Genomic DNA, 16,690 nt, shown 5'->3' on the forward strand with positions numbered 1-16,690 from the left:
GCAAAAAGCCGCAGAAAGTTCACTCTGACCCCACTTAGCTGCGTGTGTGGCGTGCGACAAAAAACAGATGGCTTTGTCTGAATTTCTCAATGGACCTCGATAATTTCAAACTTGTAGCCGACGCCGTAAATCGCATGGATGACGTTACGGCCGTCGAAAAAGGGTTCCAGCTTGCGCCGCAGGTTCTTGATGTGGCTGTCGACCGCGCGGTCGGTCACCGTGCGGTAGTCGTCATGCAGCTTGTCGAGCAGCTGGTCGCGTGAGAATACTTGCCCCGGGGCTGCCGCCAGCGCTTTCAGCAGCCGGAATTCCTGCGGCGTCAGGTTGAGCGCGACGCCGTCGATGCTGGCGCCATGCAAGGCGTCGTCGATATGCACGGCTGACGGCGCGGCGGCGCTGTCGCGCTGGCGCCGCCGCAGCATCGCCTTGACTCGCGCCACGATTTCGCGCGGGCTGAAGGGGGTCTTGCAGATGTAGTCGTCGGCGCCCAGCTCCAGTCCCTGCAGACGGTCTTCCTCGCCGATGCGGGCGCTCAGCATCAGGATCGGCACGTCGCTGAACTCTCGCAGTTCGCGGCAGATCTGCCAGCCGTCGCAACCCGGCAGCATGATGTCCAGCAGGATCAGGTCCGGCATCCGGCTGCGCACCTGCGGCAGGGCTGCGCGGCCGTCGCTGATCCAGCGCGAGGCATAGCCGGCGGCGGTCAGGTAGGTTTGCAGCAGTTCGGCCATCTTCGGCTCATCTTCGACGATCAGGATGTCTGCGCAGAGCGGGGCGGAAAACTTGAAGTTATCGGTCGGCATGGCGGCTCTTCAAATCAGGCTGGCGGGCAGCCGGATGCTCAGGCGCAGGCCGCCGAGCGTGGAAGCGTCGGCGCTGATGCTGCCTTCATGTGCTTCGACGATGTGCTGGCAGATCGCCAGCCCAAGGCCGGCGCCGCCATGAGCCCGGTTGCGCGAGGCGTCGGCGCGGAAAAAACGTTCGAACAGGCGCGGCAGCGCTGCCGCCGTGGTGCCGGGGGCGCTGTCGTCGAACTGCAGCAGCCAGTGCTGCTGTTCGCGTTTGCCGCCGATCTGCAGGCGGCCGCCGCTGTCGGTGTAGCGCAGGGTGTTTTCCAGGATATTCTTGAACAGCTGCTGCAGGCGGCCGGCGTCGGCATGCACCAGCATCGGCTGTTGCGGCAGGTCGATGGCGACCGCCAGGCCGTGCTCGCGATAGATATCTTCGTAAGACTGCAGGCTGGTCCGCAGCAGCGCGCCGATATCGATATCGGCCTTGCGATAAGTCAATGCACCGGCATCGGCCAGCGACAATTCGTATAAATCGTTGACCAGCTTGTTGAGTGTCGCCACTTCCGACTGCAAGGACCTGACGGTATCCATGCCGGTGTCGAGCAAACCGTCTTCCATCGCTTCCAGCTGGCCGTTAAGTATGCCCAGGGGAGTGCGCAATTCGTGCGAGATGTCGGCCATGAAATCGCGCCGCATTTTTTCATTGCGTTCCAGCGTCAGCGCCAGCTGGTTGAAATCGGCGGACAGGCGGCCAACTTCATCTTGCGTTGCCACCTCGACCCGGGTGCTGTAGTCACCGCCGGCCAGCCGGTGCGTGGCCTTGGTCAGGCGCGTCAGCGGCGACAGCAAGACATTGGCGATCTTGATGGCGATGAAACCGGTGAACAGAATCGACGCCAGGCCGATCAGCAGGTGGGCCAGTAGCTGCTTGTGCTGGAAGCGCTGGTCGATGGCCGTGATCACGCTCTCGAAAGGCGTCAGCGCCACCCAGCCGATGATGACGCCGTCGCGCATCAGCGGCCGCAGCAAGGCATCTGCCTGCATGCCGCGGAAGCCGATCACGAAGCCGCGTTCGGCATCGAGCAGGGTAAAGCGCAGATGGGCGCCGGTCAGGTCGGAACCGGAGGGCGCGGATTTCGACGAGGGTGCATCGGAACCGTACTCAGGGCGGGTGCTGCGCAGCACGGCATACCAGATGCCGGGATTGTCTTTCATGAATTGCCAATTGCCGTGTTCGCGATATGACTGCTCCAGGCGCGGTATCAGTTCATCCATCCGCTCCTGCGCCTGCTCATTCAGGTAGCCGAGGAAATCGTGGGTGAAGCTGAGGCGCGCCACCACGCTCATGGCGATGATCACCGCTATCGCCATGGCCAGCATGGCATAGAAGAGTTTCAGTCGGATGCTGGTTGCGGGCAGGATGAGACGCACAGGGTCCTTGGCAATGAGTCGATTTGCGGCTTAGGGTAGCAAGGAAAGCCGCTCTTGGGAAGATTTCCGGGGTCGCCTGTTTCTTCATTATTCCTCCACATTTTGTTCTTACCATGGCAGATTCGATAAATTCCAAGATCGACGTCGTGTTTCTGCGCAAGTTGAAATGCGGCTGCGAGCCACGCCATGCTACCAAAAAAAACCTTGCTCACACTGACGCTGACCCCGTTGCTGGCTGTTGCCATGCTGGGCGCCTGCTCCAGATCCGCCGATGCGCCGGCGCCAAAAGCCGTGGCCGAAGTCGGCATCGTCACCGTGAAGCCGGAGCCGCAGTCGGTGTCGACCGAGTTGCCAGGGCGCACCGTTGCCTATCTGACGGCGGATATCCGGCCGCAGATCGGCGGCATCATCCAGCGCCGCCTGTTTACTGAAGGCGCCGACGTCAAGCAGGGGCAGGCTTTATATCAGATCGATCCGGCCACCTACCAGGCCGCGGCCGACAGCGCCCGGGCTTCGCTGGCGAAGGCCGAGGCGACGTTGCGCGCCTCGAAGCTGAAAGCCGAGCGCTATGTCGAGCTGAACAAGATCGATGCGGTCAGCAAGCAGGATAACGACGATGCGCAAAGCGTGCTGAGTGAAAACCAGGCGGCGCTGGAAGTTGCGCGCGCGGCGTTGAAGACCGCTGCCATCAACCTGGAATTCACCCGCATCACGGCGCCGATCTCGGGCCGCATCGAAACCTCTACCGTCACGCCCGGGGCGCTGGTGGTGGCGCAGCAGAACGTCGCCTTGACCACCATACAAAAGATCGATCCGATCTATGTCGATGTGACGCAGTCCAGCGTCGACGTCTTGCGCATGCGGCGCGAACTGAGCAGCGGCAACATCAAGGCGGTCGGCCGCGACGAAGCGCCGGTCAGGCTGGTGCTGGAAGACGGCAGCGTCTACGCGCAGCCGGGCAAGCTCAAGTTCACCGGCCTGAGCGTCAACACCGGCACCGGCATGATCACCTTGCGTGCGGAATTCCCGAACCCGGACGGCTTGCTGTTGCCGGGCATGTATGTGCGGGCGCAGCTGGAAGAGGCCGTCGATCAGAGCGCCATCCTGGTGCCGCAGAAAGCCGTCACGCGCGACGCCTTGGGGGCAGCCACGGCGCTGATCCTGAACGATGCCGGCAAAGTCGAGCGGCGCGCGCTGACGGTGGGGCGCGCCATCGGCAACCGCTGGTGGGTCAACGATGGCCTGAAGGCAGGCGACCAGGTGATCGTCGACGGCCTGCAGAAAATCAAGATCGGCGACAGCGTACGGGCAGTCGACATGAGCGCAGCACCGCTGAAAGCTGTGCCGCAGCCTGTGACATCGCCGCAGATCAGCGCGCGCTAAGAGGAAGATCATGGCGCATTTCTTTATCAACCGTCCCATCTTTGCCTGGGTCCTGGCCATCGTCATCATGCTGGCCGGCGCAATTTCCATTGTCTCGCTGTCGCTGGAGCAGTATCCCGACATCGCTCCACCCAAGGTCAACATCCGCGCCAACTATGCCGGCGCCTCGGCCAAGACGCTGGAAGACTCGGTCACGCAGGTGATCGAACAGCAAATGAAGGGGCTGGACAACCTGGAATACATGTCGGCCTCCAGCAGTTCTGCCGGCCGCACCAACATCACCCTGAATTTCAAGGCCGGCACCAATCCGGACGTGGCGCAGATGCAGGTGCAGAACAAGCTGCAACAAGCTACTTCCCGCCTGCCGCAGGCGGTGCAAAGCACCGGCGTGACAGTGACCAAGGCCGCCAGCGACACCTTGATGATCGTGTCGCTGGTCTCGGCCGACCCCAAGGTCACCGGGGTGGATATCGGCGATTTCATCAGCAGCACCTTGACCGATCAGATCAGCCGGGTGGAAGGCGTCGGCGACGTTACCGCCTACGGCACCAACTACGCGATGCGCATCTGGCTCGATCCTGCCAAGCTGCTGAAGTATGCGCTGATGCCGTCCGACATCAACCGTGCGCTGGAATCCCAGAATGCGGAAATTTCTGCAGGCCAGCTGGGCGGCTTGCCGGCCGTCCAGGGGCAGCAGCTGAACGCCACCATTACCGCCCGCAGCAAGCTGAGTACGCCGGAGCAGTTTCGCCAGATTATCGTGAAAGCGGCCAGCGACGGTGCCGTGGTCCGGCTGCAGGATGTGGCGCGGGTGGAAATCGGCGCGGAAAGCTACGACGTCAAGGCCCAGCAGAACGGCCGCCATTCGGCGGCGCTGGCGGTGCAGCTGGCGTCCGGCGCCAACGCTCTGGCAACCTCCAAGGCGGTGCTGGCCAAGATGCAGGAGCTGGAACCGTATTTTCCGCCGGCGCTGAAACTCAGCAGCACGGTCAGCTATGACACCACGCCATTCGTGCGGGTCTCCATCAAGGAAGTGGTCAAGACCCTGCTGGAAGCCATCGTGCTGGTGGTGCTGATCATGTACCTGTTCCTGCAGAACCTGCGCGCCACCTTTATTCCGGCCATCACCGTGCCGGTGGTCTTGCTCGGCACCTTCGGCATCCTGTCTCTGTTCGGTTATTCGATCAACACCTTGACCATGTTCGGCATGGTGCTGGCGATCGGCCTGCTGGTCGACGACGCCATCGTGGTGGTGGAAAACGTCGAGCGCCTGATGGCCGAACAGGCGCTCAGTGCGAAGGAAGCGACGCGCAAGGCCATGTCCGAGGTCAGCGGGGCGCTGGTCGGCATTGCGCTGGTGCTGTCCGGCGTGTTCATTCCGATGGCGTTCTTTGGCGGCTCCACCGGCGTGATCTACCGCCAGTTTTCCATCACGATCGTGTCGGCCATGACCTTGTCGGTGCTGGTCGCCCTGACCCTGACGCCCGCCCTGTGCGCCACCATGCTCAAGCCGCACGCCCATGGCCAGGCCGCACAGAAGGGTTTCTTCGGCTGGTTCAATCGCACGTTTGAGCGCAATGCGCGACGTTACCAGTCTGGCGTCGCCGGCGTGCTGGGCCGTGGCCGCCGCAGTCTGCTGACTTATGTGCTGATTGTCGCGGCGATGGCGGTCTGCCTGATGCGCTTGCCTACCTCCTTCCTGCCGGATGAAGACCAGGGCGTGCTGAACGCCCAGGTCCAGCTGCCGGTGGGCGCCACCGAGGAGCAGACCACGCAGGTCATGCGCACCGTGCAGCAGTATTTCCTGAAGCAGCCGGAAGTGATCGACGCCTTGCTGTCGATTACCGGCTCCGGCTCTAGCGGCAATAGCCAGAACGTCGGACGCGCTTTCATCAAGCTGCGGGATTGGGACAAACGCAAGGAAAAATCCCAGGGCGCGGCGGAGATTGCGCGCCGCGCCAACCGGGATCTGGCGAAGATACGCGACGCCAGGATTTTCGTGACCCTGCCGCCGGCAGTGCGCGGCCTCGGCCAGAGTTCCGGCTTCGATGTGCAGATGAAGGATGTCGGCGGCGTCGGCCATGACGCGCTGATGCAGGCGCGCGACGAGTTCATCGCCTTGGCCGGCAAGAGCGACAAGCTGGCCAACGTGCGCACCACAGGCCTCGACGATACGCCGCAGTTCCGCGTCGAGATCGACGACAGCAAGGCCGGTGCACTGAGCCTGAGCACGGCGGACATCAACTCCACCATGTCGACCGCGATGGGCGGCACTTATGTCAACGACTTCCTCAACAACGGCCGCGTCAAGCGCGTCTACGTGCAGGGCGATTCAGCGTCGCGCATGCAGGCGCATGACCTGGAACAATGGCACGTGCGCAATGCCGCCAGCCAGATGGTGCCGTTTTCTGCCTTCACCAGCGCCAGCTGGACTTACGGACCATCCCTGCTGGAGCGTTACAACGGCGTTTCGTCCTTTGAAATTGTCGGCGAACCGGCGGCCGGCGTCAGTTCCGGCGTGGCGATGCAGGAAGTGGAGCGCATCATGGCGCAGATGCCGGCCGGGATAGGCTATGAATGGACCGGCCAGTCCTATCAGGAACGCCTGTCCGGTTCGCAGGCGCCGTTGCTGTATGCGGCCTCTATCCTGTTTGTTTTCCTCTGCCTGGCGGCGCTGTATGAGAGCTGGTCGGTGCCGTTCGCGGTGATCCTGATCGTGCCGCTGGGGATCATCGGCACGGTGCTGCTGACGTCGGCCAGCGGTTTGTCCAACGATGTCTATTTCCAGGTCGGTTTGCTGACCACGGTCGGCTTGTCCTGCAAGAACGCGATCCTGATTGTCGAATTCGCCAAGCAGCTGCACGAATCCGGGAAATCCTTGCTGGAGGCAACGCTGGAAGCGGTGCATCTGCGCCTGCGGCCGATCCTGATGACTTCGCTGGCGTTCATGTTCGGCGTGCTGCCGCTGGCGCTCGCCAGCGGCGCCGGATCTGCCAGCCGGCGCGCCATCGGCACCGGCGTGCTGGGCGGGACCATATCGGCAACGCTGCTGGGGATTTTCTTTACCCCCTTGTTTTACTATCTGATCTGCCGCCTGATGCAAAAGCGCCGAAACACGGTGCCGGCGGCGGCAGAACCGCAAAAGGCAGGTGAGTGATGCGCAATACCTTATTGATCCCTGGCCTGGCGCTGCTGCTCGGCGGCTGCGTCAACCTGGCGCCGGACTATGCACGGCCCGCCGCGCCGGTGCCGGCAACCTGGTCTCAGAGCAGCAGCCAGGGCGCGGTGCAAGATGCCGCCGCTGAAATAGCCTGGCGCAGTTTCTTCACGGATGCGCGTCTGCGTGAAGTGATTGCGCTGACGCTGGCCAACAACCGCGACCTGCGGGTAGCCGTGCTGAACATCGAAAAAGCGCGTGCCCAATACCGGATCCAGGACGCCGCCAGCTATCCTGCGCTTGGCGTCGCCGCCAGCAGCAGTACCGTGCGCACGCCGGCCAGCCAGGCCAGCGGCAATGCGGCAGGCATCGCGCGCAACCAGAGCGTGCAGCTGGGTTTCAGTTCCTACGAACTGGATTTTTTCGGGCGCCTGAAAAATCTCAGCACGGCTGCGCTGGCGTCCTATCAGTTCAGCGTGGAAATGCAGCGCAGCGTGCAGATCAGCCTGGTGGCGGAAGTCGCCGGCGCCTGGCTGACGCTGGCGGCCGACAATGAACGCCGGCTGCTGGCCAAGGATACCTTGAAGAGCCAGCAGATTTCTTACGATCTGAGCCAGCGCAGCCACGCCATAGGCGCTACCTCGGGCCTGGATTTGTCGACGGCGCAAGCCAGCGTCGAAGCCGCCCAGGTGGATCTGGGCGAATTCACCAGCCGCGTGCAGCAGGATCTGAATGCGCTCAACCAGCTGGCCGGCGCGGCTGTGCCGGCGCACTTGCTGCCGGACAGTATCCCGCAAACCTCGGCAGCGCTGCTGGCTACGCCGGCGCAGCTGTCGTCGGACCTGCTGCTGCAAAGGCCCGATGTGCTGGCGGCCGAACAAACCCTGATTGCCGCCTACGCCGATATCGGCGCGGCGCGCGCGGCATTCTTCCCTAGCATTACGCTGACTGCCGCCGGCGGCACCGCCAGCAGCAGCCTGGCAGGCCTGTTCAAGCCGGGCAGCGGCGCCTGGAGTTTCCTGCCGGCTGTCAATCTGCCGATATTCAACGCCGGCAGTAACCGCGCCAGTCTCGACGCCGCGAAAGTCAGCAAGGAAATCGAGATCGCCAACTATGAGAAGGCGATCCAGATAGCGTTCCGCGAAATCGCCGACGCGCTGGCCGAGCGGGCGACGCTGGATCAGCGCCTGGGCGCGCAACAGCGCCTGGCCGATGCCTCCGGCAAGAGTTATCGCTTGTCCGAGGCGCGTTACCGCAGCGGCATCGACAGCTATCTGAATTCGCTGGTGGCAGAGCGCAGCTGGTATGGCGCCCGGCAAAACCTGATCTCCCTGCGTCTGCTGGAGCAGAGTAACCGGATCAATCTGTACAAGGCGATGGGAGGAGGATGGAGCGACCCCTGAGCGCGCCGCCGCATGAGATATTGGCGAAGTTGAATTTATGTCATCGGCCTGAGTTCGTACCGGGGTAGTACAGTGCTGCTCAAACCACCGGGCCAGTTTGTGGGGCCGAGCCCTGACGCCGCGGGCCGGATCGTGATAGCCTTGCACGTCGGGCTCGCCAAGCCTGCACCGATCTTGTCCGCGACTGCCGTTTGACTTAGCCCAGACCCGAAAGCCCTTGCGATGAATACCCAGACTATCCTCACCTTCACCGCGATGGCGGCTTTGTCGATCCTGAGTCCCGGTCCCTCCATCCTGCTTAGCCTGCGCAATGGCGCGACCTACGGTCCGCGCTCGGTGATGTGGTCCGGCCTGGGTAATATTTCGGGCGTGTTCTGCCTGTCCACGGCCGCGATACTCGGCCTCGGCGTCTTGCTCAAGTCATCCGCGCTGGTGTTCGGCGTGGTCAAGCTGATCGGCGCCGGCTACCTATTCTATATCGGCGTGCGCCACCTGTTCGGCCGCGGCACGGTGCTGGCGGTCGAAGTCGAAGCCGGCAAGGAAGATATCCCGCCCAAGCGCCGCCAGCTGTATGGCGAAGCTTTCCTGACAGCCGCCACCAATCCCAAGGCCGTGCTGTTCTTCACCGCGCTGTTCCCGCAATTCATCAGCGCCAAGACTGCCTTGCTGCCGCAGTTCCTGATCCTGATGGCGATCTTCATGACGATCTCCTACAGCACCCACCTGAGCTACGCCTTCATCGCCTCGCGCGCCCGCGGCGTGCTGCTCAAACCCTTGTTCGCCAAATGGCTCAGCCGTTTCGTTGGCGCTGCTTTTATTACTTTCGGTTCGCTGTTGCTGACCCTGCGCCGCCAGGCCGTATAAGTACAAGCGCCTGCCTCCAAAGCAGGCAATTGTTGAACTGATAGAATGACGCTCGTCATCATTGGAGCCGGACATCCTATCCTCATGAATCCCTCTTTCTTTCGCTTGTTGCTGTGCGCTGCCGTGAGTGTGCTGGTGGTCGCGCATGCCAATGCCGACACCACCGTGCATTCAATCGATCAGGTGCGTGGCGCCATCAAGAACCCGGATGCCCGCGCCGCCTTCGACCGCGAAATGAGCGGCGCCGCCTTGCCGGATGGCTTCGGCGTGCAATTGCCGCCAGGCTTCAGCAAGAACCTGCTGGCGGCGCAACTGGCGCCTGGCAGCGACCCGGCGCGCGTGATCCTGGCCGGCGCCAAGCCGTGGCCGCAGCGGCCTGGCTGGTATGTGGCGGTAGTCTGCCTGGCCGTCGCGCCCGTGCCCCAGGACTTGAAGAACCCGGCATCCTCCTGCGACGGTTTCAGCGACAGCCAGGATAAACAGATCTGGTTCGGCGTCTTCGAGCGCAGCGGCGATGCCGCGCCGCGCTTGATCGCCAGGACTGAAGAAGCCGTCGCGGTTGCCACCGACTGGGGCGCGACCAATATCGACACTCCGCAGGCGATCGGTTCGGATGACGGCAAAGGACCGGCAACCGGCCTGCCGGACAACTGGCAACGCTTCGATCTGGCGCCTTACCTGCTGCGCGACGGCGACTACGCTTTTGGTGTGCGCGCCGGATGGTTCGAAGGCTATGCCGGCGGCGGCGCTTCGTTCGAAGCCTTGTACCTGTTCCATATCGACGGCAAGGCGCTGCGGGTGGTGTTTGCCCAGCCCATGCTGTTCGACAAGATGATTGCCGGCGACTGGCACAAGGACGGCACCCGCAGCCATGACGTTTCTTACGGCAGCAATGCGCTCAGTGTGCTGCCTGCCATGCACAGCGGCTTCCACGATCTGCAGCTGCGCGAACAGCATGGAAAATGGCGCCAGACCTTGCGCTGGTCGGACGGAACGAAGTCTTATCAGGTGCAGTGAGCGCTGACGAACAACGGCCTGCTGCAATAAACTTCAAAGACAAACCCGGCAAAATGTGGCATCGTAAGACGCAAGCGCGATGTCATGTCCGCAGGCTGCCGTGAAATGGCCAGGCGCCGGCAGCGCGGAAAATTTTGAACCGGAGCAGGGGAGACCATGAAGCTGACATACTGGGTAGCCGCCAACCTGGAAGGCGACAAGACCGACGCCATCATCGCCAGGACCAGGCACGACTGCGAGCAAAAGATCCTCGCCTACGGCAATCCGGCGGAATACGCCCAGCCGGTAAAAAAATCCTTCCTCTACGACGACGTATTCGACCTGTTCGAGATGGCCACAGCCAAGGACGGCGGACGCGGCATGGGATAGCACTTCCGCGGCCTTGCTCGAAGCAGCCGGCGCAAATCCGGCAACATCAATTCCATAGGAGACACCATGAGAAAAAATGCAATGCGCACATTGCTAGCGGCAGCTTCATGTTTCATCTGCGCCACCGCTTTCGCCCAAACGGACAATGCCCTGATGGCCGCCGCCAGCAAGAAGAAACCGGAGTTCTTGCGCGACCTCGCCACACTGGTGAATATCGATTCCGGCACCGACGACGCCAAAGGCCTGGGACAGGTAGAGACCTTCCTGGCACAACGCCTCAAGAAACTGGGCGCCAAAGTCGAGATCGTCGCCGCACCGCCTTCAGCCGGAAAAATGGTGCTGGGCACCCTGCAAGGCAAGGGCAGCAAAAACATCATGCTGATGATCCATTTCGATACCGTCTTCGGCGTCGGCGAAGCCGCCAAGCGGCCGTTCAGGGTCGAAGCTAACAAGGCCTTCGGTCCCGGCGTCGCCGACGCCAAGGGTGGCGCCCTGATCGTGCTGTATGCGGTGGACCTGGCGCGCGAGCGCGGCATCGATAACTACAAGACCCTCACCGTGCTGTTCAATCCGGATGAAGAAAAGGGTTCCGCGGGCTCGCGCGAAATGATACGCAAGCTGTCTGCCGACCAGGACTATGTGCTGATCTATGAACCGCCTGAGGCCGACCGCGTGACCGTCTCCACCAACGGCATCGCGCATGTGAACCTCGACGTCAAGGGCCTGGCCTCGCACGCCGGTTCGGCGCCGGAAAAAGGCCGCAACGCCGCCGTCGAAATTGCCAACCAGATCGTCCAGTTGAAAGACCTGGGCGATCCGGTGAAAGGCACCACCGTCAGCTGGACCATCATCCAGGCCGGCGACCGCGCCAACATCATTCCCGACAAGGCCAGCGCCATCGCCGACATGCGCATGTCCGACCTGAGCGAAATCGCGCGCGTCCAGGCCGACGCCGACAAGATCGTGCAGAAGAAGCTGATTGCCGGCACCGAGGTCAGCGTCAAGGTCGAATACGGCCGGCCGCCGTTCAGCAAGAACCCGGCCAGCGACCATCTGGCCGCCGTCGCCGACCAGATCTACCGCGAGCTGGGCAAGAGCATTGCCCCGGTCGGCATGCGCTACGGCACCGACGCCGGCTTCGCCTACAATCCGAAGAGCGGCAAGCCGGTGGTGCTGGACGGCATGGGCATCGTCGGCGACCGCATCCATTCCTCGGATGAATGGGCCGACCTGGACAGCGTGGCGCCGCGGCTGTATCTGACGACGCGGCTGTTGCAGACCCTGGCAAAGCCGGACAGCGAATAGCGTGCCCGCCGGCGACGGCGCGGCGCATATCGGGCTGCCGGCTGAATCGAGCCTGGCAGCCCGGACCAGCAGTTTTTTCAGGAGTGCAAGATGGCTGACCTGTCTTTGACGATGCCGGCTGCCCAGCCGGACAGACCCCCAATCCACGGACTGGCGGCAGCTTTTTCCTTGCTGCTGCTGGCGCTGGTCGCCATGTGGCTGGCGCAGGCCGTGTCCGGGCGCCAGGCGCTGCTGTTTGCGGTGGGCGCGGCGCTCGGATTTGCCCTGTACCACGCCCAGTTCGGCTTCACCTCCGCGTTCCGCGTCTTTATCTCCGAGCGGCGCGGCGCCGGTCTGCGCGCGCAGATGGCGATGCTGGCGCTGGCCTGCCTCCTGTTCTTTCCGGCGCTGGCCGCCGGCTCGCTGTTCGGCACCCCGGTCAGGGGCAATATCGAGCCGGTCGGCGTATCCCTGCTGACAGGGGCATTCCTGTTCGGCATCGGCATGCAGCTCGGATCCGGCTGCGCCTCCGGCACGCTCTATACCGTCGGCGGCGGCAGCATCCGCATGATCGTCACCCTGTTCTTTTTCATCGCTGGCTCCGTGCTGGGCACCTTGCACCTGAGCTGGTGGGCAGCCACCCCACATCTGGCCGGCATCTCGCTGCTGAAGCAGTTCGGACTGATGCCGGCACTGTTGCTTAACCTCGCGGTATTCGCCGGCATCGCCGCGCTCACCGTCGTACTGGAGCGCCGCCGCCACGGCAGCTTGCCGTCGCCCGCTTCGACCAGCGGGCCAGGCTGGCGCCGCATCCTGCAGGGCTCATGGCCGCTGCTGGCCGGCGCACTGGCGCTGGCCGTGCTCAATTTCGCCACGTTGGCCCTGGCCGGCAGGCCGTGGGGCATCACTTCCGCCTTCGCCCTGTGGGGCGCGAAACTGCTGGCCGCCGGCGGAATAGACGTCGCCTCCTGGCCCTACTGGTCCTCGGCCGACAAGCTGGCGCAGCTGAACGGCAGCCTGGCGACCGACATCACCTCCATGATGAATGTCGGCATCATGCTCGGCGCCTTGCTCGCCGCCGCGCTGGCCGGAAAGTTCGCACCGGTGTGGCGCATCCCCTTGCGCTCGCTGCTGGCCGCCATCGTCGGCGGACTGCTGATGGGCTACGGCGCCCGGCTAGCCTACGGCTGCAACATCGGCGCCTACTTCAGCGGCATCGCTTCCGCCAGCGTGCATGGCTGGCTGTGGTTCGTCGCAGCGCTGATCGGCAGCTACTTCGGCGTCTGGGCGCGGCCTTTGTTCGGGCTATCAAGAACTTAAAATTCATCCGCGGGCAGCAGCCAGTTCCTGGGCAGGCTGTAGTGCTGCTCGCTCAGCAGATCGATGCCGCAATCCAGCTGCTCGACCCAGTCTATGAAGCGGGCCACCATTTCCGGCCCCTGGAACATGCAGCCGTGCTGCGGCACGATGCACTGGATATCCAGCTGCCGCACCATCGCCGCCCACAAACGGCAAGCACGGTTGCCGCTCATATAGCGCCGGTGAAACGATTGCATGCTGCGCAGGTGCGCCGAGAAATCCGTCACCGGCTGCGCCGCATCGCTGTTGCTCACCATCGACGCCCCCAGGTCGCCCGAGAACAGGATCTTGCTGATGGGATCGTAGAACTGGAAATTGCCTTCCGAGTGCAGGAAGTGCGCCGGCAGCGCTAGCACCTCGCTCTGGCCGATCTGGATGCGCAAGCCGTCGTCCGGAATAGAGATGATGCGGCCGGCGGTTTTCCCCGCCGGGCAAAAATGCGGGATGAAGCGCGACCACAGCTTGGAGATGACCACCTGGCATCCCGAGCCGGTCAGCCAGCGGCCGACCGAGGCCACGATGTCAGGATCGGCATGCGAAGCCAGGATGTATTTCAGTTCCTTGGGCGGGAAGAAGCGGCTCAGCGCGATGAACAGTTCGTTGTAAGTCATCTGGCCGCCGGGGTCGATCAGCGCGCCTTGACCGTGGTCGCAGATGAAGAACTGGTTGGTCTGGACGACTTCGCCTTCATCTTCTTCCACCAGGTCGGAAAACATGACGCAGACGTGCTGGCCGTTGTTGAATAGCTCGGTTGCCATTGATTTTTTGGGGGGAATGAATAATCGATGAGCGTAGTACGGAGTGGGGCTGTGGTTCTTTGATAAATATCAAATTATTGACAGATCTAATGGATTTAGAACTGTAGTAAAGGGACGTAAAATTTGTTCCTGTGGAATGTCGACTTTTAGATTTGAGAGATCGTTGAAAAGAATACCAATCATTCCAACGCTGGAATTAAATGTTGCAAAGAATATGCTTACCAATCCTTCTATTTCATCCGCACCGTAGCTATAGGTGAATTGATCGTTTAGGGGGAAATTTTGCCATTTTAATTTTGGAGTTCCTGTCAAAAATGGTGTCACAATTTGGATAGGTATCTCGTCAGTTTTAGTGGCGTTTGTAAACCAAAGAAAAATTACTCCCCCATCGTTACTCAATATTCGTCCGGTATGAAGATAATGAAGGCTCAGAAAAAGTTTCGTGGCGCATCGTTTAACCCGCTCATGGATTTCAGGATGTTTTAGCGATATCACAGGAACATCTCGAGTGCTTTGCCCAGGCTCTAGCTGTCTCCCCGTTTCTGTCAACCATCTTCGTATTTGATTTGGGGATTGAAAAAATGAACGATAGATTGCTGGAAGACGCTCATTTACGGCCATCAGCAGTTTTTTAGTTTGTTCTGATTTGGCTGCATCTAAATGTTCCTGATTTAATCGGCATAGCAATGCAAATAGTGCCTCATCGCTGGCAGTTGCATTGTTGCAGCGGGTACAAGCGGGAAATACATAGCCTTCCGGCCATTTACGTTGGTCAAAAATGGATCGAGATGGCCAATGGTCTTCTGTTGTGGCTGGCGTTTGGCCCGAGCAATAGCAACAAATAGGGTGTTTTGTGAGGAATGCCTTTAGCCGCTTGCTCTTGCTGCCCATAGATTATTTCCTCATAAAAAAGGGGAGGCAATTTCCGTTGATTGAACTCTGATTCTTACGAAATATCTGTGCTATTTGTCATAAATCTCTTCAGTCAAAATGATTATGCGCTTCTTATCATTGTGCTTTAGACGATGAAACATCATTAGTAATCTAGCTAAATCATCATCCGCAGCGTAAAAATAAGCCGCCGGTACATTCAATACCGAAGCAAGCCGCTCCACCATAGAAAGATCCGGCACATGCTTCCCTCGCTCATACTGATTCATCCTCGCGCTTGCAGACATCTCGTCAATTCCAGCGATGACGCCAAGCCGTTCCTGGGACAAACCAGCCTCTAATCTGGCTTCTTTAAGCCTTTTTGCCAGTGACATTTTTGCCCCAAAAACTAAGATATTCTTAGTTTTCTCTTGATGTTACACTAAGGAATACTTAGTATTGGGTTACGTACACGTCGAACGTAAAATCATCATGAACCAACTCAACGCCTACTTCTCCCTAAACAACAAAGTAGCCCTGGTCACTGGCGCAGCACGCGGCATCGCCCTCCACATCGCCTGCGCACTCAACGCCGCAGGTGCCCGGCTGGCGATCCTCGATGCGCGCGAGCAGGAGGGCCATGCCGTCGCCAGGCTGTTCGGCAGCGAACAGGGCAGGGCCAGGTTCTGGCAGCTCGATGTCAGCGACAGCAGCGCGGTGCGGCGGGTGATGGCTGCGGTCGAGGCTTACTTTGGCCGTATCGATATCCTGGTCAACAGCGCCGGCATCGACGCCGACAATCCATCGGCGCAGGGCCTCTCGATCAAACAGTGGGAAAACGCCATGCAGGCCAACGTCAACGGCAGCATCCTGTGCAGCAAGCACGTGCTGGCGGCGATGGAGCGGGCCGGCGGGGGCGCTATCGTCAACGTGTTGTCCTTGTGTGCGATGGACGATGCGCGCCAGGAAGCGGCCGATCATGCGGCGCGGGCGGCGCTGCGCGTCGCCGGAATGAACGCGATGCGCTATGCCGCAAGCAATATCCGCGTCAACTCAATCCACCCGGGCTTGCTGCGTCCGCCGTCGCTGGCGGCGGCCATGCGTAAGCAAGGCGACCTGACCTAGGCGCTGGCCGACATGGCGCAGATGCGCATGCTGGCCGGGCGCGGCTCGGCTACCGATGTGGCGGCGGGGATCTTGTACCTGGTGTCGGATGCCAGCCGCTATGTCAGCGGCGCTGAGTTTGTGATTGATGCGGGTTCTGGCCGACGCTGATAAAAAGACCGGAACCGGTGATTTTGGCCGGGAGAAGCTGTGATACAGTATTATTGGTAAAATATCATTTTTTCCGCTTGGCAATATGTCGACCCACGCATTACCTCGACATCACTTCACTACTTTGGCGATCCAACGAGACGGGATGCACATGGAAATATCATCGGTCTAGATCCTAACAAACCACCTAAAAAATGGGCTCCACGCTTTGACCCCGTTGTGTTGAAGACGAACTCTATTATCGCTACCGACAGCGGGTGTTTTTACTGGGCGTGGCAGAAAATAAATCGGAAATGTGACAATGGGATAGAGCCTTCAGATGTCAATGGTATAAACATTGCAGTGAATGGAGGGGGATTTGGTTATTACGAAAGGCAAGCTTATACAAAATATCTGGCGCGTTATTTCCTTGATGGGACGGATACCAGTGCATCTGAAGAATTTATTACACCAAGAAACCATATTTCTGTAAGAGTTAGCTATGAAAAACCTGAATAATAAAAGCAGTTTTAACTTCTTTATTTCGTTCATATTTTTATTTTTTTCGGTTGAAATGGCGCAAGCAAAGCCATTAATTGGAGAGTCTGACTGAGGTTCCCTCTGTTTTTCGTCTTCCAACAGACGACTTCTATGCAGCTCGTTTTTCCTGATTCTGTTCACTGATCCAGCGCTGTAGAAACTGGAACGGCGATTTATAACCGAGGGTCGAATGCAGCCGCTTGCGATTGT

14 protein-coding genes and 1 pseudogene are annotated in these 16,690 nt (G+C 60.6%); 10 read left to right on the forward strand and 5 right to left on the reverse strand.

What is annotated here, in order from left to right; all coding sequences use genetic code 11:
• Positions 1–86: 86 nt before the first annotated feature.
• Both VNZ65_RS04015 and VNZ65_RS04020 read right to left on the reverse strand, forming a co-directional pair.
• The gene (locus VNZ65_RS04015; RefSeq protein ID WP_325666312.1) at positions 87–803 is read right to left on the reverse strand and encodes a response regulator; all 717 of its coding nucleotides are present in this window, start codon (positions 801–803) and stop codon (positions 87–89) included.
• A 9-nt stretch (positions 804–812) separates the two neighbouring features.
• Entirely contained in the window at positions 813–2,222 is a 1,410-nt protein-coding gene (locus tag VNZ65_RS04020) for an ATP-binding protein (protein WP_325666314.1), read from the reverse strand.
• Positions 2,223–2,408: 186 nt separating this feature from the next.
• Here VNZ65_RS04020 and VNZ65_RS04025 point away from each other — a divergent pair, with 186 nt between their 5' ends.
• From VNZ65_RS04025 to VNZ65_RS04060, 8 genes are all read left to right on the forward strand, one after another.
• Complete coding sequence (locus VNZ65_RS04025; protein ID WP_325666316.1) at positions 2,409–3,605, forward strand: efflux RND transporter periplasmic adaptor subunit; 1,197 nt, start codon at positions 2,409–2,411, stop codon at positions 3,603–3,605.
• A gap of 10 nt (positions 3,606–3,615) precedes the next feature.
• Complete coding sequence (locus VNZ65_RS04030; protein ID WP_325666318.1) at positions 3,616–6,762, forward strand: efflux RND transporter permease subunit; 3,147 nt, start codon at positions 3,616–3,618, stop codon at positions 6,760–6,762.
• Complete coding sequence (locus VNZ65_RS04035; RefSeq protein WP_325666320.1) at positions 6,762–8,165, forward strand: efflux transporter outer membrane subunit; 1,404 nt, start codon at positions 6,762–6,764, stop codon at positions 8,163–8,165. The genes VNZ65_RS04030 and VNZ65_RS04035 overlap by 1 nt, the downstream gene beginning before the upstream one ends.
• Positions 8,166–8,387: 222 nt before the next feature.
• Positions 8,388–9,029, forward strand: a complete 642-nt coding sequence (locus tag VNZ65_RS04040) for a LysE family translocator (RefSeq protein WP_325666322.1) — start codon at positions 8,388–8,390, stop codon at positions 9,027–9,029.
• Between the two features lie 84 nt (positions 9,030–9,113).
• The gene (locus tag VNZ65_RS04045; protein ID WP_325666324.1) at positions 9,114–10,046 is read left to right on the forward strand and encodes a hypothetical protein; all 933 of its coding nucleotides are present in this window, start codon (positions 9,114–9,116) and stop codon (positions 10,044–10,046) included.
• 156 nt (positions 10,047–10,202) lie between these two features.
• Complete coding sequence (locus tag VNZ65_RS04050; RefSeq protein ID WP_061938444.1) at positions 10,203–10,415, forward strand: hypothetical protein; 213 nt, start codon at positions 10,203–10,205, stop codon at positions 10,413–10,415.
• A gap of 66 nt (positions 10,416–10,481) precedes the next feature.
• Entirely contained in the window at positions 10,482–11,720 is a 1,239-nt protein-coding gene (locus VNZ65_RS04055; protein WP_325666328.1) for a glutamate carboxypeptidase, read from the forward strand.
• 90 nt (positions 11,721–11,810) lie between these two features.
• Positions 11,811–13,019, forward strand: a complete 1,209-nt coding sequence (locus tag VNZ65_RS04060) for a YeeE/YedE family protein (RefSeq protein ID WP_325666330.1) — start codon at positions 11,811–11,813, stop codon at positions 13,017–13,019.
• Here VNZ65_RS04060 and VNZ65_RS04065 read toward each other — a convergent pair.
• From VNZ65_RS04065 to VNZ65_RS04075, 3 genes are all read right to left on the reverse strand, one after another.
• On the reverse strand, positions 13,016–13,816 hold the full coding sequence (locus tag VNZ65_RS04065) for an MBL fold metallo-hydrolase (RefSeq protein ID WP_325666332.1): 801 nt from the start codon (positions 13,814–13,816) through the stop codon (positions 13,016–13,018). The two genes, VNZ65_RS04060 and VNZ65_RS04065, sit on opposite strands and share 4 nt — an antisense overlap.
• 69 nt (positions 13,817–13,885) lie before the next feature.
• A complete protein-coding gene (locus tag VNZ65_RS04070; RefSeq protein WP_325666334.1) occupies positions 13,886–14,707 on the reverse strand; it encodes a hypothetical protein in 822 nt (273 codons plus the stop codon).
• 71 nt (positions 14,708–14,778) lie between these two features.
• Positions 14,779–15,081 carry a helix-turn-helix transcriptional regulator gene (locus VNZ65_RS04075; RefSeq protein WP_325666336.1) on the reverse strand — a complete coding sequence of 101 codons (303 nt, stop codon included), beginning with the start codon at positions 15,079–15,081 and terminating at the stop codon, positions 14,779–14,781.
• A 97-nt stretch (positions 15,082–15,178) separates the two neighbouring features.
• On the opposite strand from VNZ65_RS04075, the pseudogene VNZ65_RS04080 reads away from it, so the two are divergent.
• Both VNZ65_RS04080 and VNZ65_RS04085 read left to right on the forward strand, forming a co-directional pair.
• A pseudogene (locus VNZ65_RS04080) lies at positions 15,179–15,961 on the forward strand (SDR family NAD(P)-dependent oxidoreductase).
• A 219-nt stretch (positions 15,962–16,180) separates the two neighbouring features.
• Complete coding sequence (locus VNZ65_RS04085; protein ID WP_325666338.1) at positions 16,181–16,459, forward strand: hypothetical protein; 279 nt, start codon at positions 16,181–16,183, stop codon at positions 16,457–16,459.
• The last annotated feature ends 231 nt before the right edge of the window (positions 16,460–16,690 follow it).

It is taken from the genome of Collimonas sp., assembly GCF_035566555.1.
Lineage (GTDB): Bacteria > Pseudomonadota > Gammaproteobacteria > Burkholderiales > Burkholderiaceae_D > Collimonas.

Coding starts and splice junctions, on each gene's coding strand:
- VNZ65_RS04025 (WP_325666316.1), top strand. CDS start 2,409: ATGCTACCAAAAAAAACCTTGCTCACACTGACGCTGACCCCGTTGCTG.
- VNZ65_RS04050 (WP_061938444.1), top strand. CDS start 10,203: ATGAAGCTGACATACTGGGTAGCCGCCAACCTGGAAGGCGACAAGACC.
- VNZ65_RS04065 (WP_325666332.1), bottom strand. CDS start 13,816: ATGGCAACCGAGCTATTCAACAACGGCCAGCACGTCTGCGTCATGTTT.
- VNZ65_RS04045 (WP_325666324.1), top strand. CDS start 9,114: ATGAATCCCTCTTTCTTTCGCTTGTTGCTGTGCGCTGCCGTGAGTGTG.
- VNZ65_RS04035 (WP_325666320.1), top strand. CDS start 6,762: ATGCGCAATACCTTATTGATCCCTGGCCTGGCGCTGCTGCTCGGCGGC.
- VNZ65_RS04030 (WP_325666318.1), top strand. CDS start 3,616: ATGGCGCATTTCTTTATCAACCGTCCCATCTTTGCCTGGGTCCTGGCC.
- VNZ65_RS04040 (WP_325666322.1), top strand. CDS start 8,388: ATGAATACCCAGACTATCCTCACCTTCACCGCGATGGCGGCTTTGTCG.
- VNZ65_RS04015 (WP_325666312.1), bottom strand. CDS start 803: ATGCCGACCGATAACTTCAAGTTTTCCGCCCCGCTCTGCGCAGACATC.
- VNZ65_RS04070 (WP_325666334.1), bottom strand. CDS start 14,707: ATGGGCAGCAAGAGCAAGCGGCTAAAGGCATTCCTCACAAAACACCCT.
- VNZ65_RS04060 (WP_325666330.1), top strand. CDS start 11,811: ATGGCTGACCTGTCTTTGACGATGCCGGCTGCCCAGCCGGACAGACCC.
- VNZ65_RS04055 (WP_325666328.1), top strand. CDS start 10,482: ATGAGAAAAAATGCAATGCGCACATTGCTAGCGGCAGCTTCATGTTTC.
- VNZ65_RS04075 (WP_325666336.1), bottom strand. CDS start 15,081: ATGTCACTGGCAAAAAGGCTTAAAGAAGCCAGATTAGAGGCTGGTTTG.